Annotated in this window: 15 protein-coding genes and 1 pseudogene; 4 read left to right on the top strand and 12 right to left on the bottom strand. The window is 58.4% G+C overall.

The window, feature by feature from the left end:
• Window position 1 precedes the first annotated feature (1 nt).
• Both treB and treR read right to left on the bottom strand, forming a co-directional pair.
• On the bottom strand, window positions 2-1420 hold the full coding sequence (treB, locus tag ACOQH0_RS02500) for a PTS trehalose transporter subunit IIBC (RefSeq protein WP_010427357.1): 1419 nt from the start codon (window positions 1418-1420) through the stop codon (window positions 2-4).
• Between the two features lie 128 nt (window positions 1421-1548).
• The gene (gene treR / locus ACOQH0_RS02505) at window positions 1549-2496 is read right to left on the bottom strand and encodes a trehalose operon repressor TreR (protein WP_421511445.1); all 948 of its coding nucleotides are present in this window, start codon (window positions 2494-2496) and stop codon (window positions 1549-1551) included.
• A 389-nt stretch (window positions 2497-2885) separates the two neighbouring features.
• Between treR and mgtA the strand changes: the two genes are divergently transcribed.
• Together mgtA and ACOQH0_RS02515 are read left to right on the top strand one after the other, a co-directional pair.
• Window positions 2886-5594 (top strand): magnesium-translocating P-type ATPase, encoded by a 2709-nt coding sequence (gene mgtA, locus ACOQH0_RS02510; protein WP_421511446.1) that lies wholly within the window; start codon window positions 2886-2888, stop codon window positions 5592-5594.
• A gap of 327 nt (window positions 5595-5921) precedes the next feature.
• Complete coding sequence (locus ACOQH0_RS02515; RefSeq protein WP_421511447.1) at window positions 5922-8306, top strand: beta-N-acetylhexosaminidase; 2385 nt, start codon at window positions 5922-5924, stop codon at window positions 8304-8306.
• 90 nt (window positions 8307-8396) lie between these two features.
• Here ACOQH0_RS02515 and gbpA read toward each other — a convergent pair whose 3' ends face one another.
• The 5 genes from gbpA to ACOQH0_RS02540 form a co-directional block, all read right to left on the bottom strand.
• Window positions 8397-9848 carry an N-acetylglucosamine-binding protein GbpA gene (gene gbpA / locus ACOQH0_RS02520; RefSeq protein WP_421511448.1) on the bottom strand — a complete coding sequence of 484 codons (1452 nt, stop codon included), beginning with the start codon at window positions 9846-9848 and terminating at the stop codon, window positions 8397-8399.
• A 131-nt stretch (window positions 9849-9979) separates the two neighbouring features.
• A complete protein-coding gene (ridA, locus tag ACOQH0_RS02525; protein WP_014882305.1) occupies window positions 9980-10366 on the bottom strand; it encodes a 2-iminobutanoate/2-iminopropanoate deaminase in 387 nt (128 codons plus the stop codon).
• 74 nt (window positions 10367-10440) lie between these two features.
• A complete protein-coding gene (pyrI, locus tag ACOQH0_RS02530; RefSeq protein ID WP_276170234.1) occupies window positions 10441-10902 on the bottom strand; it encodes an aspartate carbamoyltransferase regulatory subunit in 462 nt (153 codons plus the stop codon).
• A gap of 12 nt (window positions 10903-10914) precedes the next feature.
• Entirely contained in the window at window positions 10915-11847 is a 933-nt protein-coding gene (pyrB, locus tag ACOQH0_RS02535; RefSeq protein ID WP_089599762.1) for an aspartate carbamoyltransferase, read from the bottom strand.
• Between the two features lie 34 nt (window positions 11848-11881).
• Entirely contained in the window at window positions 11882-11986 is a 105-nt protein-coding gene (locus tag ACOQH0_RS02540) for a pyrBI operon leader peptide (protein WP_071524139.1), read from the bottom strand.
• Between ACOQH0_RS02540 and ACOQH0_RS02545 the strand changes: the two are divergent.
• A pseudogene (locus ACOQH0_RS02545) lies at window positions 11966-12083 on the top strand (hypothetical protein). The gene ACOQH0_RS02540 and the pseudogene ACOQH0_RS02545 overlap by 21 nt on opposite strands.
• A 3-nt stretch (window positions 12084-12086) precedes the next feature.
• Here ACOQH0_RS02545 and ACOQH0_RS02550 read toward each other — a convergent pair.
• The 5 genes from ACOQH0_RS02550 to arcA form a co-directional block, all read right to left on the bottom strand.
• Window positions 12087-12566, bottom strand: coding sequence for an arginine repressor (locus tag ACOQH0_RS02550; RefSeq protein ID WP_003863366.1), 480 nt, complete (start codon window positions 12564-12566; stop codon window positions 12087-12089).
• Between the two features lie 80 nt (window positions 12567-12646).
• Window positions 12647-14050, bottom strand: a complete 1404-nt coding sequence (locus ACOQH0_RS02555; RefSeq protein ID WP_010427348.1) for a YfcC family protein — start codon at window positions 14048-14050, stop codon at window positions 12647-12649.
• A gap of 46 nt (window positions 14051-14096) precedes the next feature.
• Entirely contained in the window at window positions 14097-15101 is a 1005-nt protein-coding gene (argF, locus tag ACOQH0_RS02560) for an ornithine carbamoyltransferase (RefSeq protein WP_126816361.1), read from the bottom strand.
• 123 nt (window positions 15102-15224) lie between these two features.
• Window positions 15225-16136, bottom strand: a complete 912-nt coding sequence (gene arcC / locus ACOQH0_RS02565; protein WP_421511450.1) for a carbamate kinase — start codon at window positions 16134-16136, stop codon at window positions 15225-15227.
• Between the two features lie 10 nt (window positions 16137-16146).
• Window positions 16147-17367 (bottom strand): arginine deiminase, encoded by a 1221-nt coding sequence (arcA, locus tag ACOQH0_RS02570; RefSeq protein ID WP_029739276.1) that lies wholly within the window; start codon window positions 17365-17367, stop codon window positions 16147-16149.
• Between the two features lie 675 nt (window positions 17368-18042).
• Between arcA and ACOQH0_RS02575 the strand changes: the two genes are divergently transcribed.
• Window positions 18043-18495: a YhcH/YjgK/YiaL family protein gene (locus ACOQH0_RS02575; protein WP_421511451.1), complete on the top strand. Its 453-nt coding sequence runs from the start codon at window positions 18043-18045 to the stop codon at window positions 18493-18495.
• The last annotated feature ends 81 nt before the right edge of the window (window positions 18496-18576 follow it).

Raw genomic sequence — 18576 nt, forward strand, 5'->3', positions numbered from 1 at the left:
GTTAAACAATCTGCAGCGTACCCTGACGGAACTTACGCTGATAAACCACAGTGGTGAGCGCCATTGGAACGATAATCGCTACCGCCATCGCCAGCGCAAACACCTGCCAGAACGCGGGCTGGATGGAGAGGATGCCCGGCAGGCCGCCGACGCCAATCCCGTTTGCCATCACGCCGTTCAGGCCGCACAGCAGGCCCGCCAGACCGGAACCGATCATCGCGCAGAGCATCGGGAAGCGGTATTTCAGGTTGATGCCGTACATCGCCGGTTCGGTGACGCCGAGGTAGGCGGAGATAGCTGCCGGAACGGAGATTTCACGTTCGTTATGCTTGCGGCTGACGATGATGATGCCGGTCACCGCAGAGGCCTGCGCAATGTTAGACAGCGCGATAATCGGCCAGACCGGCGTGCCGCCGAGGCTCTGGATCATCTGCATATCTATCGCCAGCGTGGTCTGATGTACGCCGGTGATCACCAGCGGGGCGTACAGGAAGCCAAACAGCGCGGCACCAATCGGCGCGAAGCTGCCGGTCATCAGGTGACGGACCGCGAAGGCCACGCCGTCGCCAATCATGCGGCCAAACGGACCGATAAAGGCGTGCGCCAGGAACACAGCAATAATCAGCGAGCAGACCGGCACCACCACCAGATAGAGGTAATCCGGCACGATGCGCTTCAGGCGCGTTTCAATAAAGCCCAGCGCCAGACCGGCCAGCAGTGCCGGGATCACCTGCGCCTGGTAGCCCACCTTAGCGATGGTAAACAGCCCGAAGTTCCACACCTCCGGCACCTGCTGCCCAAGTAAGTAAGCGTTCATTAACTGTGGAGAGACCAGCGTGACGCCCAGCACGATACCGAGAATCGGTGTGCCGCCCATTTTGCGTACCGCCGACCAGCAGATCCCCACCGGCAGGTAGAAGAAGATCGCTTCGCCAATCAGCCACAGGAAGTCATAGATGCTCTGCAGCGCGGGGTACATCTGCGCCAGGGTTTTGCCGTCGCTCATCGGCACATCGCCGATGACGTTACGGAAGCCTAAGATTAAGCCCCCGCTGATCAGCGCCGGCAGCAGCGGGAAGAAGATCTCCGCGAAGTGGGAGATCAGCTGCTCGTGCCACTTCATATTCTGGCGCGCGGCCTTCTTCGCCTGCTCTTTATCAGCAGAAGAATGCCCGGTTGTCGCCAGCAGAGCCTGATAGTAATCGCCCACTTCGGTACCAATAACGACCTGGAACTGACCGGCGTTGGTGAAGCAGCCTTTGACCATGGAAAGTTCTTCAATGGCCTTCGGGTTGGCTTTGGCCGGATCGTTCAGCACGAAGCGCAGGCGGGTAATGCAATGACTGACGGTGGCGATGTTTTCGCGTCCGCCGACCAGGACGATCAGCCGATCGATATCTGCTTGTTTGACTTTACTCATCATGAAACCTCATGACAGATGGTGAGGGGGGTAATGACCTGAGCGCAAGCCTACTCCTTCAGCGTGACGGCGAAAATGGGAACGTTCCCGAAATCGGGTGAAGATCACAATAATCCGTTGAGCGGGGGTTAAGAGAGGTGGGCGGGAATAACGATCTGACGCGGCTCAGCGCGCCCGTTGATCTGCTCTATCAGCTGTGCGGCGGCCTGCCTGCCGGACTCGGCGTAGCCCGGATCGACGGTGATAATTTCCGGGTGCAGGAACTTCATCAGCGGCGTGCTGCCGACGCTCGCCACCTGCAGGTTATCGATGCGCTGCTCCTGCAGATATTTGCTGGCACCCAGCGCCAGGGTATCCGTGGCGCACACCAGCGCGGTGGTCTGCGGCGTCAGAACGCTGGCGACCTGCTCGTAGCCCTGCTTCATGCCCAGCCCCGGCAGGGAGGCCACGGCGGAGAGATTGTGCTGTTTGCAAAAGGCCAGATACGCCTCGTGGCGGCGCTTGCCGGTGGTGACGTCCGCGTGCGGCACGCCCAGAAAGCTGATGTGGCGATGGCCTTGCTCGTACAGACGCTGCATCAGGGTCACGATTGCCCCTTCATCGTCATAGCAGACAGACGCGAAACCGTGGGCATCGCGCGCCAGCAGCACCAGCGAGGGCTGCCAGGGTTTGAGCATCTCTTCTTTGATGCCGGTAAAGCCAAACAGCACCACGCCATCAATATTGCGCCGCTGAAGCATACCCAGATGCTCTTCAACCAGTTGCACAGAGAACTGGCTCTCCATCATGATCGGGTCATAGCCCTGCTCGTAGAAGGCGGGCAGCATGGTCTGCACGGCGAGGTTTTCTGACAGGGAATCCAGACGCGAAACAATAATGGCGACCACCTTGTCACTCTGCCCGCGCATGGCGCGCGCGGAGCGGGAAGGGGAAAAACCGTGCTGATTCATGACCGCCTCTACACGTTCGCGGGTGCGTTCGCTGACGCCGCTTTCGTTGTTCAGCACGCGCGACACGGTGGATTTCCCCACGCCGCTTAAACGCGCGATGTCTTTAATCGTAAGGCGGTTCTGCATGCTGTATTCCCTGTAACAACGACAAAATGGTCAATTGAGCCTAATGCTATAGCGCGATTTCGCTATGGGCAAAGTCTGGTTTACGTTCGGTTTATTTGCGTGGGGTTATAATACCGTCCGATGCGCCACGAACGGTATGGATAAATCCTTATACTGCGTGGCGAAACCTGACTTTTTACTTACCGGAGGCCACATGGATCCCGATCCCACACCTCTCCTGAACGGGAGAATGCGTTCTTTCCGGTAAGCCAGCCTTGTTGCTGTCTCACCGGCGTGAGGCAGTAGCGTCTTAAACGTTCCTGCTTGAAAAATTAAGTGCCTCTCAGGTACGGCTTTGCCACGCCTGAAGGAAATGCTGCGTCCGCGCTTGCGGATGCGGAGGAATGCCTATGTTTAAAAATATCACCCGGCAGCTGCAGGCCTTGCTGAGCCGCCACCTGCCACACCGTCTTGTTCAGCGCGACCCGCTGCCAGACGCCAAAAATATGGCGGGGGCGGCGATCCCCGCGTCCCTGACCGAACGCTGCCTGAACGTGGCGGCGATGGATGAAAACGAAGTCTGGCGCGCCTTTGGCGGTCACCCGGAAGGGCTGAATGCCGCAGAAGTAGAAAAAATCCGCGCCGTACATGGCGATAACCAGATCCCGGCGCAAAAGCCCTCCCCATGGTGGATACACCTGTGGCTCTGCTACCGCAACCCGTTCAACCTGCTGCTGACCGTGCTGGGCATTATCTCTTACGCCACGGAAGATCTGTTTGCCGCAGGCGTCATTGCCCTGATGGTGGGCATCTCTACGCTGCTGAACTTTATCCAGGAAGCCCGCTCCACCAAAGCGGCGGACGCCCTGAAGGCGATGGTCAGCAACACCGCGACCGTCTCGCGCGTGATTAACGATCTCGGCGAAAACGCCTGGGTGGAACTGCCTATCGACCAACTGGTGCCGGGCGATCTGGTGAAGCTGGCGGCGGGGGACATGATCCCGGCGGATTTACGCATCATCCAGGCGCGCGATCTGTTTGTGGCGCAGGCCTCGCTGACCGGGGAATCCCTGCCCGTTGAAAAGGTGGCGCGCAGCCGCGATCCGCAGCAGATGAACCCGCTCGAGTGCGACACCCTGTGCTTTATGGGCACCACGGTGGTCAGCGGCACGGCGCAGGCGATTGTCACCGCCACCGGGGGCAACACCTGGTTTGGACAGCTTGCCGGACGCGTCAGCGAGCAGGAGAGCGAGCCGAACGCCTTCCAGAAAGGGATTGGCCGCGTCAGCATGCTGCTGATCCGCTTTATGATGGTAATGACGCCGATCGTCCTGCTGATCAACGGCTACACCAAAGGCGACTGGTGGGAAGCGGCCCTGTTTGCGCTCTCCGTGGCCGTCGGCCTGACGCCGGAAATGCTGCCGATGATCGTCACCTCCACGCTGGCGCGCGGGGCGGTGAAGCTCTCTAAACAGAAAGTGATCGTCAAACACCTCGACGCCATCCAGAACTTTGGCGCGATGGATATCCTCTGCACCGATAAAACCGGCACGCTGACGCAGGACAAAATCGTGCTGGAGAACCACACGGATATCGCCGGTAAAACCAGCGAGCGCGTGCTGCACAGCGCGTGGCTCAACAGCCACTACCAGACCGGGCTGAAAAACCTGCTCGACGTCGCGGTGCTGGAAGGGGTAGACGAAGAGTCTGCCCGCACGCTCTCCGGCCGCTGGCAGAAGGTGGATGAGATCCCGTTCGACTTCGAGCGCCGCCGCATGTCGGTGGTGGTGAGCGAGCAGCAGGACGTCCACCAGTTGATCTGCAAAGGCGCGCTGCAGGAGATCCTCAACGTGTCGACGCAGGTTCGCCATAACGGCGAGATCGTGCCGCTGGACGACACCATGCTGCGCCGCATCAAACGCGTCACCGATAACCTGAACCGTCAGGGGCTGCGCGTGGTAGCCGTCGCCAGCAAGTTCCTGCCCGCGCGTGAAGGGGACTATCAGCGTATCGACGAATCCGATTTGATCCTCGAGGGGTACATCGCCTTCCTCGATCCGCCGAAAGAGACCACCGCGCCGGCGCTGAAGGCGCTGAAGGCGAGCGGTATTACCGTCAAAATTCTTACCGGCGACAGCGAGCTGGTGGCGGCTAAAGTGTGCCATGAGGTGGGGCTGGACGCGGGTGACGTGGTGGTGGGAAGCGATATTGAACATCTCTACGACGACGAGCTGGCGCAGCTTGCCCAGCGCACCACGCTGTTTGCCCGCCTGACCCCGATGCACAAAGAGCGCATCGTCACGCTGCTGCGTCGCGAAGGGCACGTGGTGGGCTTTATGGGCGACGGCATCAACGACGCGCCCGCGCTGCGTGCGGCGGACATTGGTATCTCCGTCGACGGCGCGGTGGACATCGCCCGCGAGGCGGCGGATATCATCCTGCTGGAAAAGAGCCTGATGGTGCTTGAGGAGGGCGTGATCGAAGGCCGCCGCACCTTCGCCAACATGCTCAAGTACATCAAAATGACCGCCAGCTCCAACTTCGGTAACGTCTTCAGCGTGCTGGTGGCGAGCGCGTTTCTGCCGTTCCTGCCGATGCTGCCGCTGCACCTGCTGATCCAGAACCTGATGTACGATGTCTCTCAGGTGGCGATCCCGTTTGATAACGTGGACGACGAGCAAATCCAGAAGCCGCAGCGCTGGAATCCGTCAGATCTTGGTCGTTTCATGCTGTTCTTCGGGCCGATCAGCTCCATCTTCGACATCCTGACCTTCTGCCTGATGTGGTTTGTGTTCCACGCTAACACCCCGGAACATCAGACGCTGTTCCAGTCCGGCTGGTTCGTGGTAGGTCTGCTTTCGCAGACGCTGATTGTGCATATGATCCGCACGCGTCGTATCCCGTTCATTCAGAGCCGCGCGGCGTGGCCGCTGATTGTGATGACGGGCATTGTGATGGCGCTGGGTATTGCGTTGCCGTTCTCACCGCTGGCGAGCTACCTGCAGCTGCAGGCGCTGCCGCTGAGCTACTTCCCGTGGCTGGTGGCGATCCTCGCCGGCTATATGGTGCTGACCCAGATGGTGAAAGGGTTCTATGCGCGCCGGTATGGGTGGCAGTGAGTTATGTTTGCCGGGTGGCGGCTTCGCCTTACCCGGCCTACTCCCGAAACGTAGGCCCGGTAAGCGCAGCGCCACCGGGCAATAGCTTTTCTCTCAAATTCAACAACCTGTGATCTCCGTCGGCGCAATCGCTTGACGACAAATTGAGCGCATGTTAACAGAATGTTTTGCCTTTATACCCTAAATAATTCGAGTTGCATGAAGGCGGCAAGGGAGTGAATCCCCGGGAGCTTACATAAGTAAGTGACCGGGGTGAACGAGTGCAGCCAACGCACAGGCAACTTGAAGTATGACGGGTATATTTGGCCCGTCAGATAAGGAACATTCATGTTACGGTACAGTCTCTTAACCGCCGGGCTGATGCTCGGCGCCTCAGCCTTTGCCGCTCCGGCAGGCGATCTCCCTTTAATGCCCTGGCCTGCTAAGGTCGAACGCCCGACGACGCAGGGCGCGCTGGTGCTTAACGATAAAATTTCCGTTAGCGTCAGCGGCGACGATCTGGGCGACGCGGTCAACCGCCTGCGCCAGCGCATCGCCCTGCAAACGGGCTGGACGCTCCAGCCGCAGACTGAAAAGCCAGAGAAACCGACCATCCGCATTGCCATCGCCAAAAAGGTCAAGCCGCAGCCGCTGCCTGACAGCGACGAAAGCTATAAGCTGACGGTGGACGCCAACGGGGTGAATATCTCCGCCAACACCCGTTTCGGTGCATTGCGCGCTATGGAAACCCTGCTCCAGCTGGTGCAGAACGGTGCGGAAAACACCTCGCTTCCGTGGGTATCTATTGAGGATTCCCCACGCTTCCCGTGGCGCGGGCTGCTGCTGGATTCGGCGCGCCACTTCATCCCGCTGCCGGACATCAAGCGCCAGATCGACGGCATGGCCGCGGCGAAGCTCAACGTCCTGCACTGGCATCTGACCGACGATCAGGGCTGGCGCTTCAGCTCGACGCGCTATCCAAAGCTGACCCAGCTTGCCAGCGACGGGCTGTTCTACACGCCGGAACAGATGCGCGAGGTCGTGCGTTACGCCACCGAGCGCGGCATCCGCGTGGTGCCGGAGATCGACATGCCGGGCCACGCCTCGGCAATTGCCGTGGCCTACCCGGAACTGATGAGCGCGCCGGGGCCGTACGCAATGGAGCGACACTGGGGCGTGCTGAAGCCGGTGCTGGATCCAACGAAAGAGGCAACCTACGCCTTCGCCGACGCTATGGTTAGCGAACTGGCGGCGATCTTCCCCGATCCATATCTGCATATCGGCGGCGATGAGGTTGACGACAGCCAGTGGAAAGATAATGCGGCGATCCAAAAATTCATGCGCGATAACAAGCTCTCGGACAGCCACGCGCTGCAGGCGTATTTCAACCGCAAGCTCGAGACGATCCTCGAGAAACACCACCGGCAGATGGTCGGCTGGGACGAGATCTACCATCCCGACCTGCCGAAAAGCATTCTGATCCAGTCCTGGCAGGGGCAGGATGCGCTGGGGCAGGTGGCGCAGAACGGCTACAAGGGCATTCTGTCGACGGGCTTCTATCTCGACCAACCGCAATCTACCGCTTACCACTACCGGAATGAAATCGTGCCGCAGGGCTTAAACGGCGTGGATGTGATTGCAGACACCGACAGCGTCCAGAGCTGGGCCTTCACCATGCCGCGCCTGAAGGGCAAGCCGGTTGAGGGGAGCCTCACGCTGGTGAAAGGGGAGTCCGGCTGGCGTGGATTTATTGATTTTGCCGGGAAATCCCGCCGCGCGGTGGAAAACATTGCGTGGCGCGACGACAACCAGGTGACCTTCACCGTCGATACCTGGATGGGCGAAACGCGCCCGGTGCTCTCCGTCGATAACGACACGCTCACCGGCTATTTCCTGGTGGGCAACACCCGCTACCCGATTAGCGGCACGCGTCTGGACGACGTGCCGAAAGGCATTCCGCCGGTCGTGCCGGACGTGGCGAATCAGGCCAACCTGCTCGGCGGAGAAGCCGCGCTGTGGGCGGAAAACGTGGTGGCACCGGTGCTGGATATCCGCCTGTGGCCGCGCGCCTTTGCGGTGGCAGAGCGGCTGTGGTCAGCGAAGGACGTCAACGACGTCGACAACATGTACACCCGCCTGCAGGCGATGGACAGCTGGTCGACGGTGTCGGTCGGGCTGCAGCAGCATACCCAGCAGCAGGTGCAGTTCACGCGGTTGGCGAACAATGCCGATACCCTGCCGCTGCAGATCCTCGCGCAGGCGGTAGAGCCCGCGCAGTATTACACCCGTCAGCACCTGAAGTTCCAGGCGGGAAATTATCATCAGTTTGAACCGCTCAACCGCTTCGCGGATGCGCTGAACGCCGAAAGCGCCACGGTGCGGCAGATGAACAAATGGGCCGATCGTCTGGTGAGCGATGCGGAAGACACGGAAAGCGCCGACGCGCTGCGCCACGTCTTTAACCGCTGGCAGAGCAACACCAGCGACGCGCTGGCGCTAAGCGAAAACAGCTATCAGCTGAAGGCGATGAAGCCGGTGATCCAGGAAGTGGATAAGCTGGCCTCGATTGGCCTACGGCTCACTGACCTGGTGGCGCGTCAGGGCACGCTGGATGATAAAGAGATCGCGTCGATTCAGAGCGAGCTGGATAACGCGGCGAAGGTGCAGGACGAAGTGGTCATTGCGGCGGTGTATCCGCTGGAGACGCTGCTTAGGGCGACGCGGAATCAGTAGACCCCCTCACCCTAACCCTCTCCCAAAGGGAGAGGGAATTTATACACCCTCTCCCTTTGGGAGAGGGCCGGGGTGAGGGAATCAGACCACTCAGTTCTTCAACACCCACGCCTCTTTCCAGGCTGAACCCACGCCTGGCTCAAACTGGGTCGCGTATTGGCTCCACTGCACGCAGTAGCCGCTGTACGGGAAAGGCTTACACTGGTAGGTCTTACCGTCTTTCGGCTGCAGCACCACGGTGCCGGCTTTGTACGACGCGATATTGTCCGGGAAGATATAGTCATGCTGACCGGAGTTATCCGCCGCCGCGTCGCCTTCCAGCATCAGGTTCAGGACATCCTGCGCAAACAGCGTGCCGTCTTTGTTGGTGGCATAGTACTTGAGCATATGATGACCCGCTTCAACGCCGGTCAGCGCCATAGTGACGTCCTGATTCGCGTTGTTCATCTCCTGCTTGAGATACCCTTTTTCCGCGCCGTGATGGTTCATGACGTGGGCTTCGAAATCGACGTTACCGTGGGTATTCACGTGGAAGGTCACGGTGGCGTTGCCCTGTTCGATTTTGCTGTACTGCAGGCCGGAGACGGCAATCGTCTCGTTAACCTCCGCTTTCTGCTCCTCATAGGAGATCGCAACGGATTTCAGCGTACTGCCGTCTTTCACGTAGACGCTGTTCGCGCCGTGAACCGGGCTAATCTCACCGCCTTCATCCTTCACGCCGACGCGGACGTCCTGGTGCGCGGCGTTAATTTTCTGCGCCAGATCGTAAGCCCACTGGTTGGCATCACCTTGGGCAGCGGTGGCGATCGTCATGTCGGTGCGCATGGCCGTGACTTCACCGTGAGCGTCGAAGAAGCGGGCAATGACCTTATCGCCCGCGTTCAGGTTATTACCGGCAATCTGCCCGCTCAGGGTTTTGCTCCATTCGGAAACAACGCCCGGGGTTTCATCCGGCGTAACGTTGTCGCCGCTCCCAAAATCAACGTCAATGGCCTGGTAGAAACTGTTCGAGGTATCTGCAATTTCCCAGACGCCATAAATCACCTGGTAGCCCGTACGTGTCGGCACATTACAGGTCATGGCTTTACGCATCTCAGGCGCCTGGCCATTTCCATTCACGGTACAGAACGGGGTTAATTCAAACTGGTCGCGGGTCAGGGGCTTATTCGGATCCCAGTTTTGTTTTGTGATGTAGTAACGCCAGTTGGTGGTTTTGTGTGGGGCGGTGTGGTACCAGACGAATTCATGCGCGCCTGCGGTCATCGGCGTTTTCGTCCAGGCATTCATACTCTGTTTATCCAGCTGAGAGTAGTTAGCGATCCCCGCGCTGGCGAGCTGGCCGTCCGGCGGTAGCGCCCCCGTCGGGAAGCCGGAGGTTTTCTCCACGCTTTGCGGTTCATACTGTACGGAACCGCAATCAATATTTTGACCGAGCTTACACATATAAGCGCGGCTGGCAGGTGATTCAATATAACCGTGTGCCAAAGCGGAAGACGCAACGGCCATCGTCGCCACCGCCAGCGCTATTTTTGAAAGTTTCATTGTTAGTCCATTAATAATAAATATGCAGCGCAATGTTATTAATGGCGGGTAGGGGACGTCATGCTGTGGTGAGAGGAAAAATAGCCAAAAAAAATGGACGGCCGAAGCCGCCCATCATTTATTGAAATAAATTAGCGACGTACGGCAATCGCTTCGATTTCAATTTTCACGTCTTTTGGCAGACGGGCCACTTCCACGCAGGAGCGCGCCGGGAAGGTGGCGTTGTGCTCGGTGAAGAAAGCTTCATACGTGGCGTTAACGGTGGCGAAGTCGTTCAGATCTTTCACGAAAACGGTGGTTTTCACGATATCGCCTACTTTCAGACCGGCAGATTCAACGATCGCCTGCACGTTTTCCAGCGACTGACGCGCCTGAGCCGCCACGTCTGCCGGTACTTCACCGGTTTTTGGGTTCACCGGGATCTGACCCGAAGTGATGATCATGCTGCCCAGATCAACGCCCTGAACGTATGGGCCGATAGCCGCTGGTGCATTTTCCGTCGCGAGTACTTTGGTCATGATTTCTCCAGAATAACAGCTGATTTAAGAGTCCCGGCCATTATAGGGAGGCCGGGATCCTTTACCAACCTCAATTAGTTGGCCAGCACCACATAATGAGAAAACTCTTTTTCGCAGTATTTGCATTTGAGCGCGATGTCATTGGCGCGCTTTTTCACTGCAAAACTGGAGGAAACCGGCTCAGCGTGGCTGATGCAGTTGCTGTTCGGGCAGACCAGCACGCTCTCAATACGATCCGGCAGGCTCGGGCGGGATTTGCCCACCACGTTGTAATCGTCGATGCGGTTAACGGTGGCGTCCGGCGCGTACAGCGACAGCTGGTTGACCTGCTCGTCGGTCAGGAAGGTGTTCTCGATTTTGATCAGGTCCTTGCGGCCCATCTCGCCGGACGGCAGGTTCAGGCCGATGGTGATGCGCTGGTCGGTTTCGGTCAGTTTGAACAGCGTCAGCAGCTTAAAGCCCACCTGCGCAGGGATGTGGTCAATCACGGTGCCACGCTTGATGGCTTCAACCTGGAGTTTATTATCGTGTGTCATGGTCATTTCCCCTTACAGAGCCAATTCGCGATTCAGAACCAGTGCCAGTAACGCCTGGCGGGCGAAGATGCCGTTCCCGGCCTGCTGGAAGTACCAGGCGTGCGGCGTTTTATCCACGTCTGTGGTGATCTCATCGATGCGCGGCAGCGGGTGCAGGACCTTCATGTTGTCGCGCGCGCCCTCAAGGTCGCTGGCGCGCAGCACGAACTGCGCCTTCACGTTGGCGTATTCGGACGGATCCAGACGCTCTTTCTGCACGCGGGTCATGTAGAGAATATCCACGTTGCCCATCACTTCTTCTATGCTGGCGTGCAGGCTCCACTGAATGCCTTTCTCGTCCAGCATGTCGAGAATGTACTGCGGCATCGCCAGCGCGTCAGGCGCGATGAAGAAGAAGCGGTTGCCGTTAAATTTCGCCAGCGCCTGGGTCAGGGAGTGGACGGTGCGGCCATATTTCAGGTCGCCGACCATGGCGATGTTCAGGTTCTCGAGCGTGCCCTGCGTCTCCTGAATGGTGAACAGATCCAGCAGGGTCTGCGTCGGGTGCTGGTTGGCACCGTCACCGGCGTTCAGTACCGGAATGCCGCCGGAAAATTCGGTCGCCAGACGCGCCGCGCCCTCCTGCGGGTGGCGCATCACAATCGCGTCGACGTAGGTGCTGATGACTGAAATGGTATCCGCCAGGGTCTCGCCTTTTTTACCCAGCGACGTGTTGCTGCTGTCTGAGAAGCCCACCACGCTCGCGCCCAGGCGGTGCATGGAGGTTTCAAAGGAGAGGCGCGTGCGGGTCGAGGCTTCGAAGAAGCAGCTCGCAATCACCTTGTGCTTCAGCAGCTCCGGTTGCGGATTGGCCTTCAGTTTTGCCGCGGTTTCCAGAACCAGTTCCAGCTCTTCGCGGCTGAGGTCGTTTATGGAAATGATGTGTTTTTGATAAAGCGGATTCATGTTTATCTCCTGACGCCGGGCAAAAAAAAGCCCCTCAAATGAGGGGCTCTGGGAATAGGTTTAGCAACGGGAAGAAAAACGGCAGGCCAGCGTCTGATTTCAGACGCGGTAAGACGATATGTCGTACACGCTTGACCATGCTTCCTCCCGGCAAATTGTCGGGCATTATACGCAGCTCGTTTTGCGGATCAAGCGATTTAATGCACGCTTTACTCAATGCAAACGGTTCTTTATGAATATTAATGCGTTCTGAGTAAATAATTAATTTGCTTATGCACCAGCGCGGTGCGCTTCACGACGCGAGGGGCGACCCAGACGATACTGCTTCCGGCCACCACGCCTAAAATTTCCGGTAACTGGTGATAATCCAGAATACGCGCCACCGCGCGGCCATATCCGGCAACGGTATGGATAAGGATAAATTCGCTATTGTGCTCCACGCTCACCACCATTTCGGAGACGGTGCGCGCGGCGTCGGGGGCAGGGCGCAGCTGGGGATTCAGCGAATAAATTTTTAGACCTTTGGCATTTCGAATTTTTATGACACCAAGCAACTTTAGCAGACGTGAAACGGTGGACTGGCTGATGGTCTCAAAACCACGCTCCTGCAAATCTCGGCGGATCTCCTCCTGGGAGAGGTAGCTCTTTTCCGCGATCAGACGCTGGCAGACCGTTAGCTGTAGTTGCTCTTTGGGAGAGTACTCTTCGTAATCCATCATAGTTCCCATATCAGTTCCCGAAATAACCGGTGGCACCGCACCGATCCGTAGGCCGGATAAGCGCAGCGCCATCCGGCAAATCACAACATGGCACCCAGGCTTAACGCCACCATAATCACCACCGTTAATATCCCCAGCAGCGGCGCCACCCATTTCAGATAACGCACGTAAGGCACGCGGGCGATAGCCAGACCGCCCATCACGACGGCTGAGGTGGGAGTGACCAGGTTAACGATGCCGGACGCCGACTGGTAAGCCGTGACCACCAGGTCGCGGTTGACGTTAGCGAAATCGGCAAGGGGTGCCATGATCGGCATCGTCAGAACGGCAAGGCCGGACGAAGAAGGCACAAGAAACGACAGCACCACTTCCAGCCAGTACATCACGTTGATGAACGCCACCGTCGACAACCCGGTAACCATCCCCTCGGCGCTGTGCAAAATGGTGTGGGTAATCATGCCCTTATCCATGATGACTACGATACCGCGCGCGATGCCGATAATCAGCGCGACGCCCAGCAAATCTCGCGCGCCGTTGATAAACGTCGACGTCAGCTCTTCTTCGCTCATGCGGGCAATCAGGCCGACGATAATCGCGCTGGCGAGAAACACCGCCGAGATCTCCGCCATCCACCAGCCCAGCACCGCCACGCCGTAGATCATCACCGCGAAGGCGAGGGCAAAAATCACCAGAATGATTTTGCGCACCGGGGTAAATTCCAGCGTCTGCTCGCCCCTGTCGCCGAGGAAATGGGCGCGGTTCTCTTCCTGCTTATCCGCCACGATCGACAGCGACGGATCCTGGCGAACTTTGCGGGCATAACGCATCACCCACGCCACGCAGATGATCCAGCCGATGACCAGCAGCGCCACGCGCAGGGCGATACCGTTGGTGAAGGGGATCCCGGCTGCGTTGGCGGCGATCACCGTGGCAAACGGGTTGATGGTGGAGCCGAGGGTGCCGATCCCCGCGCCAAGCAGCACGGTGGAGGCGGCGACAACCGGATCGAAACGCGCGGCCAGCATTACCGGCACCAGCAGGGTGTAGAACGGCAGAGACTCTTCGGCCATACCGTAAATCGTGCCGCCTGCGGCAAACAGCGCCATCAGGATCGGGATCATCCACTCTTCGCGGCCGCGAAGCCGGGTGGTGACGCGCTCGATCCCGGCGTCAATCGCCCCGGTTTTGGTGACGATCCCGAGAAATCCCCCGATGATTAGAATAAACAGCGCTACGTCGATCGCCCCGGCCTGGCCGGATTCCGGATCGTACAGCCCGGCAATCGGCGCCATCAGGACGGAAACCAGCCCCTGCGGGTGCGCCGCCACGTGCGCGTAGGTTCCGGCAACCGGCACTTCTTTGCCGAGCGCCTCGTTCATTGCCATATGGTACTGCCCGGCCGGTACAACCCACGTCAGCACGGCTACAACGGCAATCAGAAAAAAGAGGATGGTGTAAGCGGAGGGAAACTTGAACTTGCCCATGATGTTCTCCTGAACCCGGCGCACCCCGCGGCGCGCCGGGCGGTGATTAGTCGCCGAGTGTCGCCACCATGACCGCTTTAATGGTGTGCATGCGGTTTTCTGCTTCGTCGAAGACGATAGAGTTCGGTGATTCGAAGACCTCTTCCGTTACCTCCAGCCCCTTCAGGCCGTAGGCCATCTCGATCTCGCGGCCCACTTTGGTGTGCTCGTTGTGGAACGCCGGCAGGCAGTGCATAAACTTGACGTTCGGGTTGCCGGTGGCTTTCATCACGTCCGCGTTGATTTGATATGGCTTCATCAGGCTGACGCGCTCGGCCCAGGCGTCTTTCGGCTCGCCCATGGAGACCCACACGTCGGTGTAGAGGAAATCGGTGCCCTGCACGCCTTCTTCCACGTCGTCGGTCAGCGTGATGCGCGCGCCCGTCTCTTTGGCGATGGCGCGGCACTGCTCAACCAGACCCGCTTCCGGCCAGAAGGATTTCGGCGCGACGAGGCGGATGTCCATTCCCATCTTCGCCGCGCCGACCATCAGCGAGTTGCCCATGTTGTTACGCGCATCCCCGAGGTAGGCAAAGCTCAGCTCCGGCAGGGTTTTGCCCGGTGCGTGCTCCAGCATGGTCATCAGGTCGGCGAGGATTTGGGTTGGGTGGAACTCGTCGGTCAGGCCGTTCCACACCGGCACGCCCGCGTATTCACCCAGCTCTTCGACGATGGCCTGCCCGTAGCCGCGGTATTCGATGCCGTCATACATGCGGCCCAGCACGCGGGCGGTGTCTTTCATCGACTCTTTATGGCCAATCTGCGAGCCGCTTGGGCCGAGGTAGGTGACCTGCGCGCCCTGGTCAAACGCACCCACTTCGAAGGCGCAGCGGGTGCGGGTGGAGGTTTTTTCAAAGATCAGGGCGATGTTTTTCCCGACCAGGGTTTGCTTCTCACGTCCGGCTTTTTTGGCGGCCTTCAGCTCGATGGCGAGGTCGATCAGGTACTGGATCTCTGCCGGGGTGTAGTCCAGCAGTTTGAGGAAGTTGCGGTTTTTCAGGTTGATGGTCATGGGTAAATCCTTTTTAAATTGTTAGCTGTCTGATGCCCTCACCCCGGCCCTCTCCCACGGGGAGAGGGGGGCTTACATTCCCTCTCCCTCCGGGAGAGGGTTAGGGTGAGGGGAAACGGGTGCTCAATTACGAATCAACGTGCCTTTCTCGCCCGCCAGGATCTCCGCGCCGTCGGCCAGCGCGCCGATCCCGGCTATCCCATTGCAGGCTTCAACGAACTCGCGGCAGGCGGCCACTTTCGGCCCCATCGATCCGGCGTCGAACTGCATGCCTCTGAGCAGCTCCGGCGTGACCTGCGCCAGCGGGCGCTGGGTCGGTTTGCCCCAGTCGAGGTACACCGCGTCGGCATCGGTGAGGATCAGCAGGGCATCGGCTTCGATCTGGCGCGCCAGCAGGGCGGCGGAGAGGTCTTTGTCGATCACCGCCTCAATGCCGCGATAGCCGTTGGCGTTTTCCACCACCGGCACGCCGCCGCCGCCGTTGCAGATAACCAGATGGTCGCGCTGGATCAGCGCCGTGATGGCGTCGCTCTCAACGATGCGTTTCGGCTGCGGAGAGGGCACCACGCGGCGGAAGTAGCTCCCGTCGGCCTTGAACACCCAGCCTTTCTCCGCGGCCAGCGTTTTCGCCTGGGCTTCGCTGTACACCGGGCCGATGTACTTGGTCGGGTTGCGGAAGGCCGGGTCGGCGGCGTCCACTTCCACCTGCGTGAGCAGGACGCTCACCTCGCGCTGGGGCAGATTGTTTTTCAGCGCCTGCTGGAGCATGTAGCCGATCATCCCCTGGCTTTCGGCGCCGAGAACGTCCAGCGGGTAGGGCGTCACTTTGTCGTAGGCGCTGTTCTGCAGCGCCAGCAGCCCGACCTGCGGCCCGTTGCCGTGCACCAGCACCACGCGCCACTGTTCCGTCAGCCCGGCGATGGTGCGGGCGGCCTGCTCGATGTTCTGGCGCTGGATCTCTGCTTCCAGCGGCTCGCCGCGCTTGAGCAGCGCGTTGCCGCCAAGTGCCACAACCAGAGTGGGTTTTCGTTCCATGATGGCTCCTTTAAATTCCGTCGCGTTCCAGCGGGCAGCTCATGCAGCGTGCGCCGCCGCGCCCGCGTCCCAGCTCGTCACCCGGGATGGGCAGCACGGTGATACCCGCCTTGTCGTACTTCTCGTTGGTCCAGACGTTGCGCTCGTAGCCGATCACTACGCCCGGTCGGATGGTCAGCACGTTGTTGGCGTCGTTCCACTGCTCGCGCTCGGCCTCAAAGGCGTCGCCGCCGGTGGTGATCAGGCGCACCTGGTTAATGCCGAGCGCTTTCTCGATGGCGTGCAGCAGGTCGGTTTCCTGGGTGCGCAGCAGGCCGCCGCGTCCGTCCGGGGTGAGCGTCCAGCACTGGGCGTCTTTGCGCACCACTTCCGGGTAAACGGAGAAGGTGTCCACGTCGATGTGGGTCATGACGGTGTCGAGGTGCATGCAGGAGCGGTGTTTTGGCAGCTCAACGGCGATCACGCGCTCGGCCTGGCGGTGTTTGAACAGGCTGTTGGCGAGAAACTCCACGCCCTGCGGCGTCGTGCGTTCGGACATGCCGATCAGCACCGCGCCGCGGCCAATCACTAATACGTCGCCGCCTTCTAAGGTGGCGTGGTCGTAATTAATATTCTCGTCGCCGAAATACTTAATAAAATCGCCGTCGGCAAACGCCGGGTGCCAGCGATATATTGCCCGCAGGTTATTCGTTTCGCGCTGACGGGCCGGTTTGGCCATCGGGTTAATAGATACGCCGTTATAAATCCAGCAGGAGGTATCGCGGGTAAATAAATGGTTCGGCAGCGGCTTCATAATAAAATCATTTGCCGTGTGGGTATCAACCACCATATTTTTAATGGCTGCCGGAATTTCACCGTAGGTTAATCCGCCGCTTAATCTGCGCGCCAGTTCGCGGTGCGGCATATCCGCCAGCCAGCCGCGGACATCGCCGGCAAAGGTGGGGCCGAGGCGGTAGTCGGAGATTTGCGTATCCAGCAGCCAGGCCTTCGCCTCTGCAATATCAAGGGTTTGTGTCAGAAGGTCGGTCAACAGCAGGACTTCCACACCCTGCTCGCGCAGCGTGTTTGCGAAAATATCATGCTCCTCACCCGCCCGTTCAACCGAGAGCACGTCATCGAAAAGCAGCTCCTGACAGTTTGACGGCGTTAAACGTTTCAGACTTAAATTCGGACGGTGCAGCATAACGCTACGCAATTGACCAATTTCAGAACCGACGTAATGCTTTTCCATAATTATTCCTTTAACTGTTTTTCAGAATAAAAAGGGCATGCGCCATGCGATGTATTTAATTTCATGGCGGCTAAGCTCAATTGATTTCGTGATTCATACTAGGCACTTAAATAATCCGTATTGTGATGCTGCTCACGCGAAAACGGATATTAAGGGGTTTGTTTTCATTTGCATGATTCGCATCAGATAATGATTAATTTCATATTATTGAGGGGTGAATAGCTAAGCAGGATCCGGTGGCATTATTTGAGGTTGTTATTATTTTGTAGATTTTAATCTTTTGAAATATGTTGTTATGTAGCTGATTTTAAATGATAAATATTATGCATAAGAATGGCTATGCAATTAACGTAATTAACTATTTTTGACTTAAGAAAAATCAATAAATAATTATGGTTTTTTAAAGCAAATTATCAAAACAGTAAAGTGTGAGGCGGCAACGGGTTTTGTTAATTAGAGAGCATGATCAAGAGGTTAGAACAGCCGTGCGATAAGCACGGATCGAGGTTATGCATAACCCCTGCATAAATGCCTGGGCAGGGTTAACAGCAATTTAACACCATTCCCGATAAACATGCGCTCGCGCAAACCTCTTCCAAAAAGGGCTGGTATGGCAGCCGGGATTCTCGTATAAAAGATAAAAATGAAACAATGTTTTATATTGAGGGTTAAAACATGATTGTTGGCAACATCCACCATCTGCAGTCCTGGCTGCCTGACGATCTGCGTCAGGCCATTGAGCACGTTAAGGCCCACGTCACCGACGCCACGCCGCTCGGGAAACACGACATCAACGGCAACAGCCTGTTTTATCTGGTCTCGGAAGACATGACCCAGCCGTTCGCCGAGCGCCGCGCCGAGTACCACGCGCGCTATCTGGATATCCAGATAATTATGAAAGGCCAGGAAGGAATGACCTTCAGCACCCTGCCGCACGGTACGCCCGACACCGACTGGCTGGCGGACAAAGACATCGCGTTCCTGCCGGAAGGCGAGCAGGAGAAAACCGTGGTGCTGAGCGAAGGGGATTTCGTGGTGTTCTGGCCGGGCGAAGTGCATAAGCCGCTGTGCGCGGTGGGAGCGCCAGCTAAGGTCAGGAAAGTTGTGGTGAAGATGCTGGTAGAGTAACCCTTACCCCTCACCCTAACCCTCTCCCCACAGGGGAGAGGGGACTGCACCGAGCCATCTTTTCCCCCTCGCCCCTGTGGG

The sequence above is a fragment of the Enterobacter sp. JS8-1 genome, from assembly GCF_049187015.1.
Classification (GTDB): Bacteria; Pseudomonadota; Gammaproteobacteria; order Enterobacterales; family Enterobacteriaceae; genus Enterobacter; species Enterobacter mori.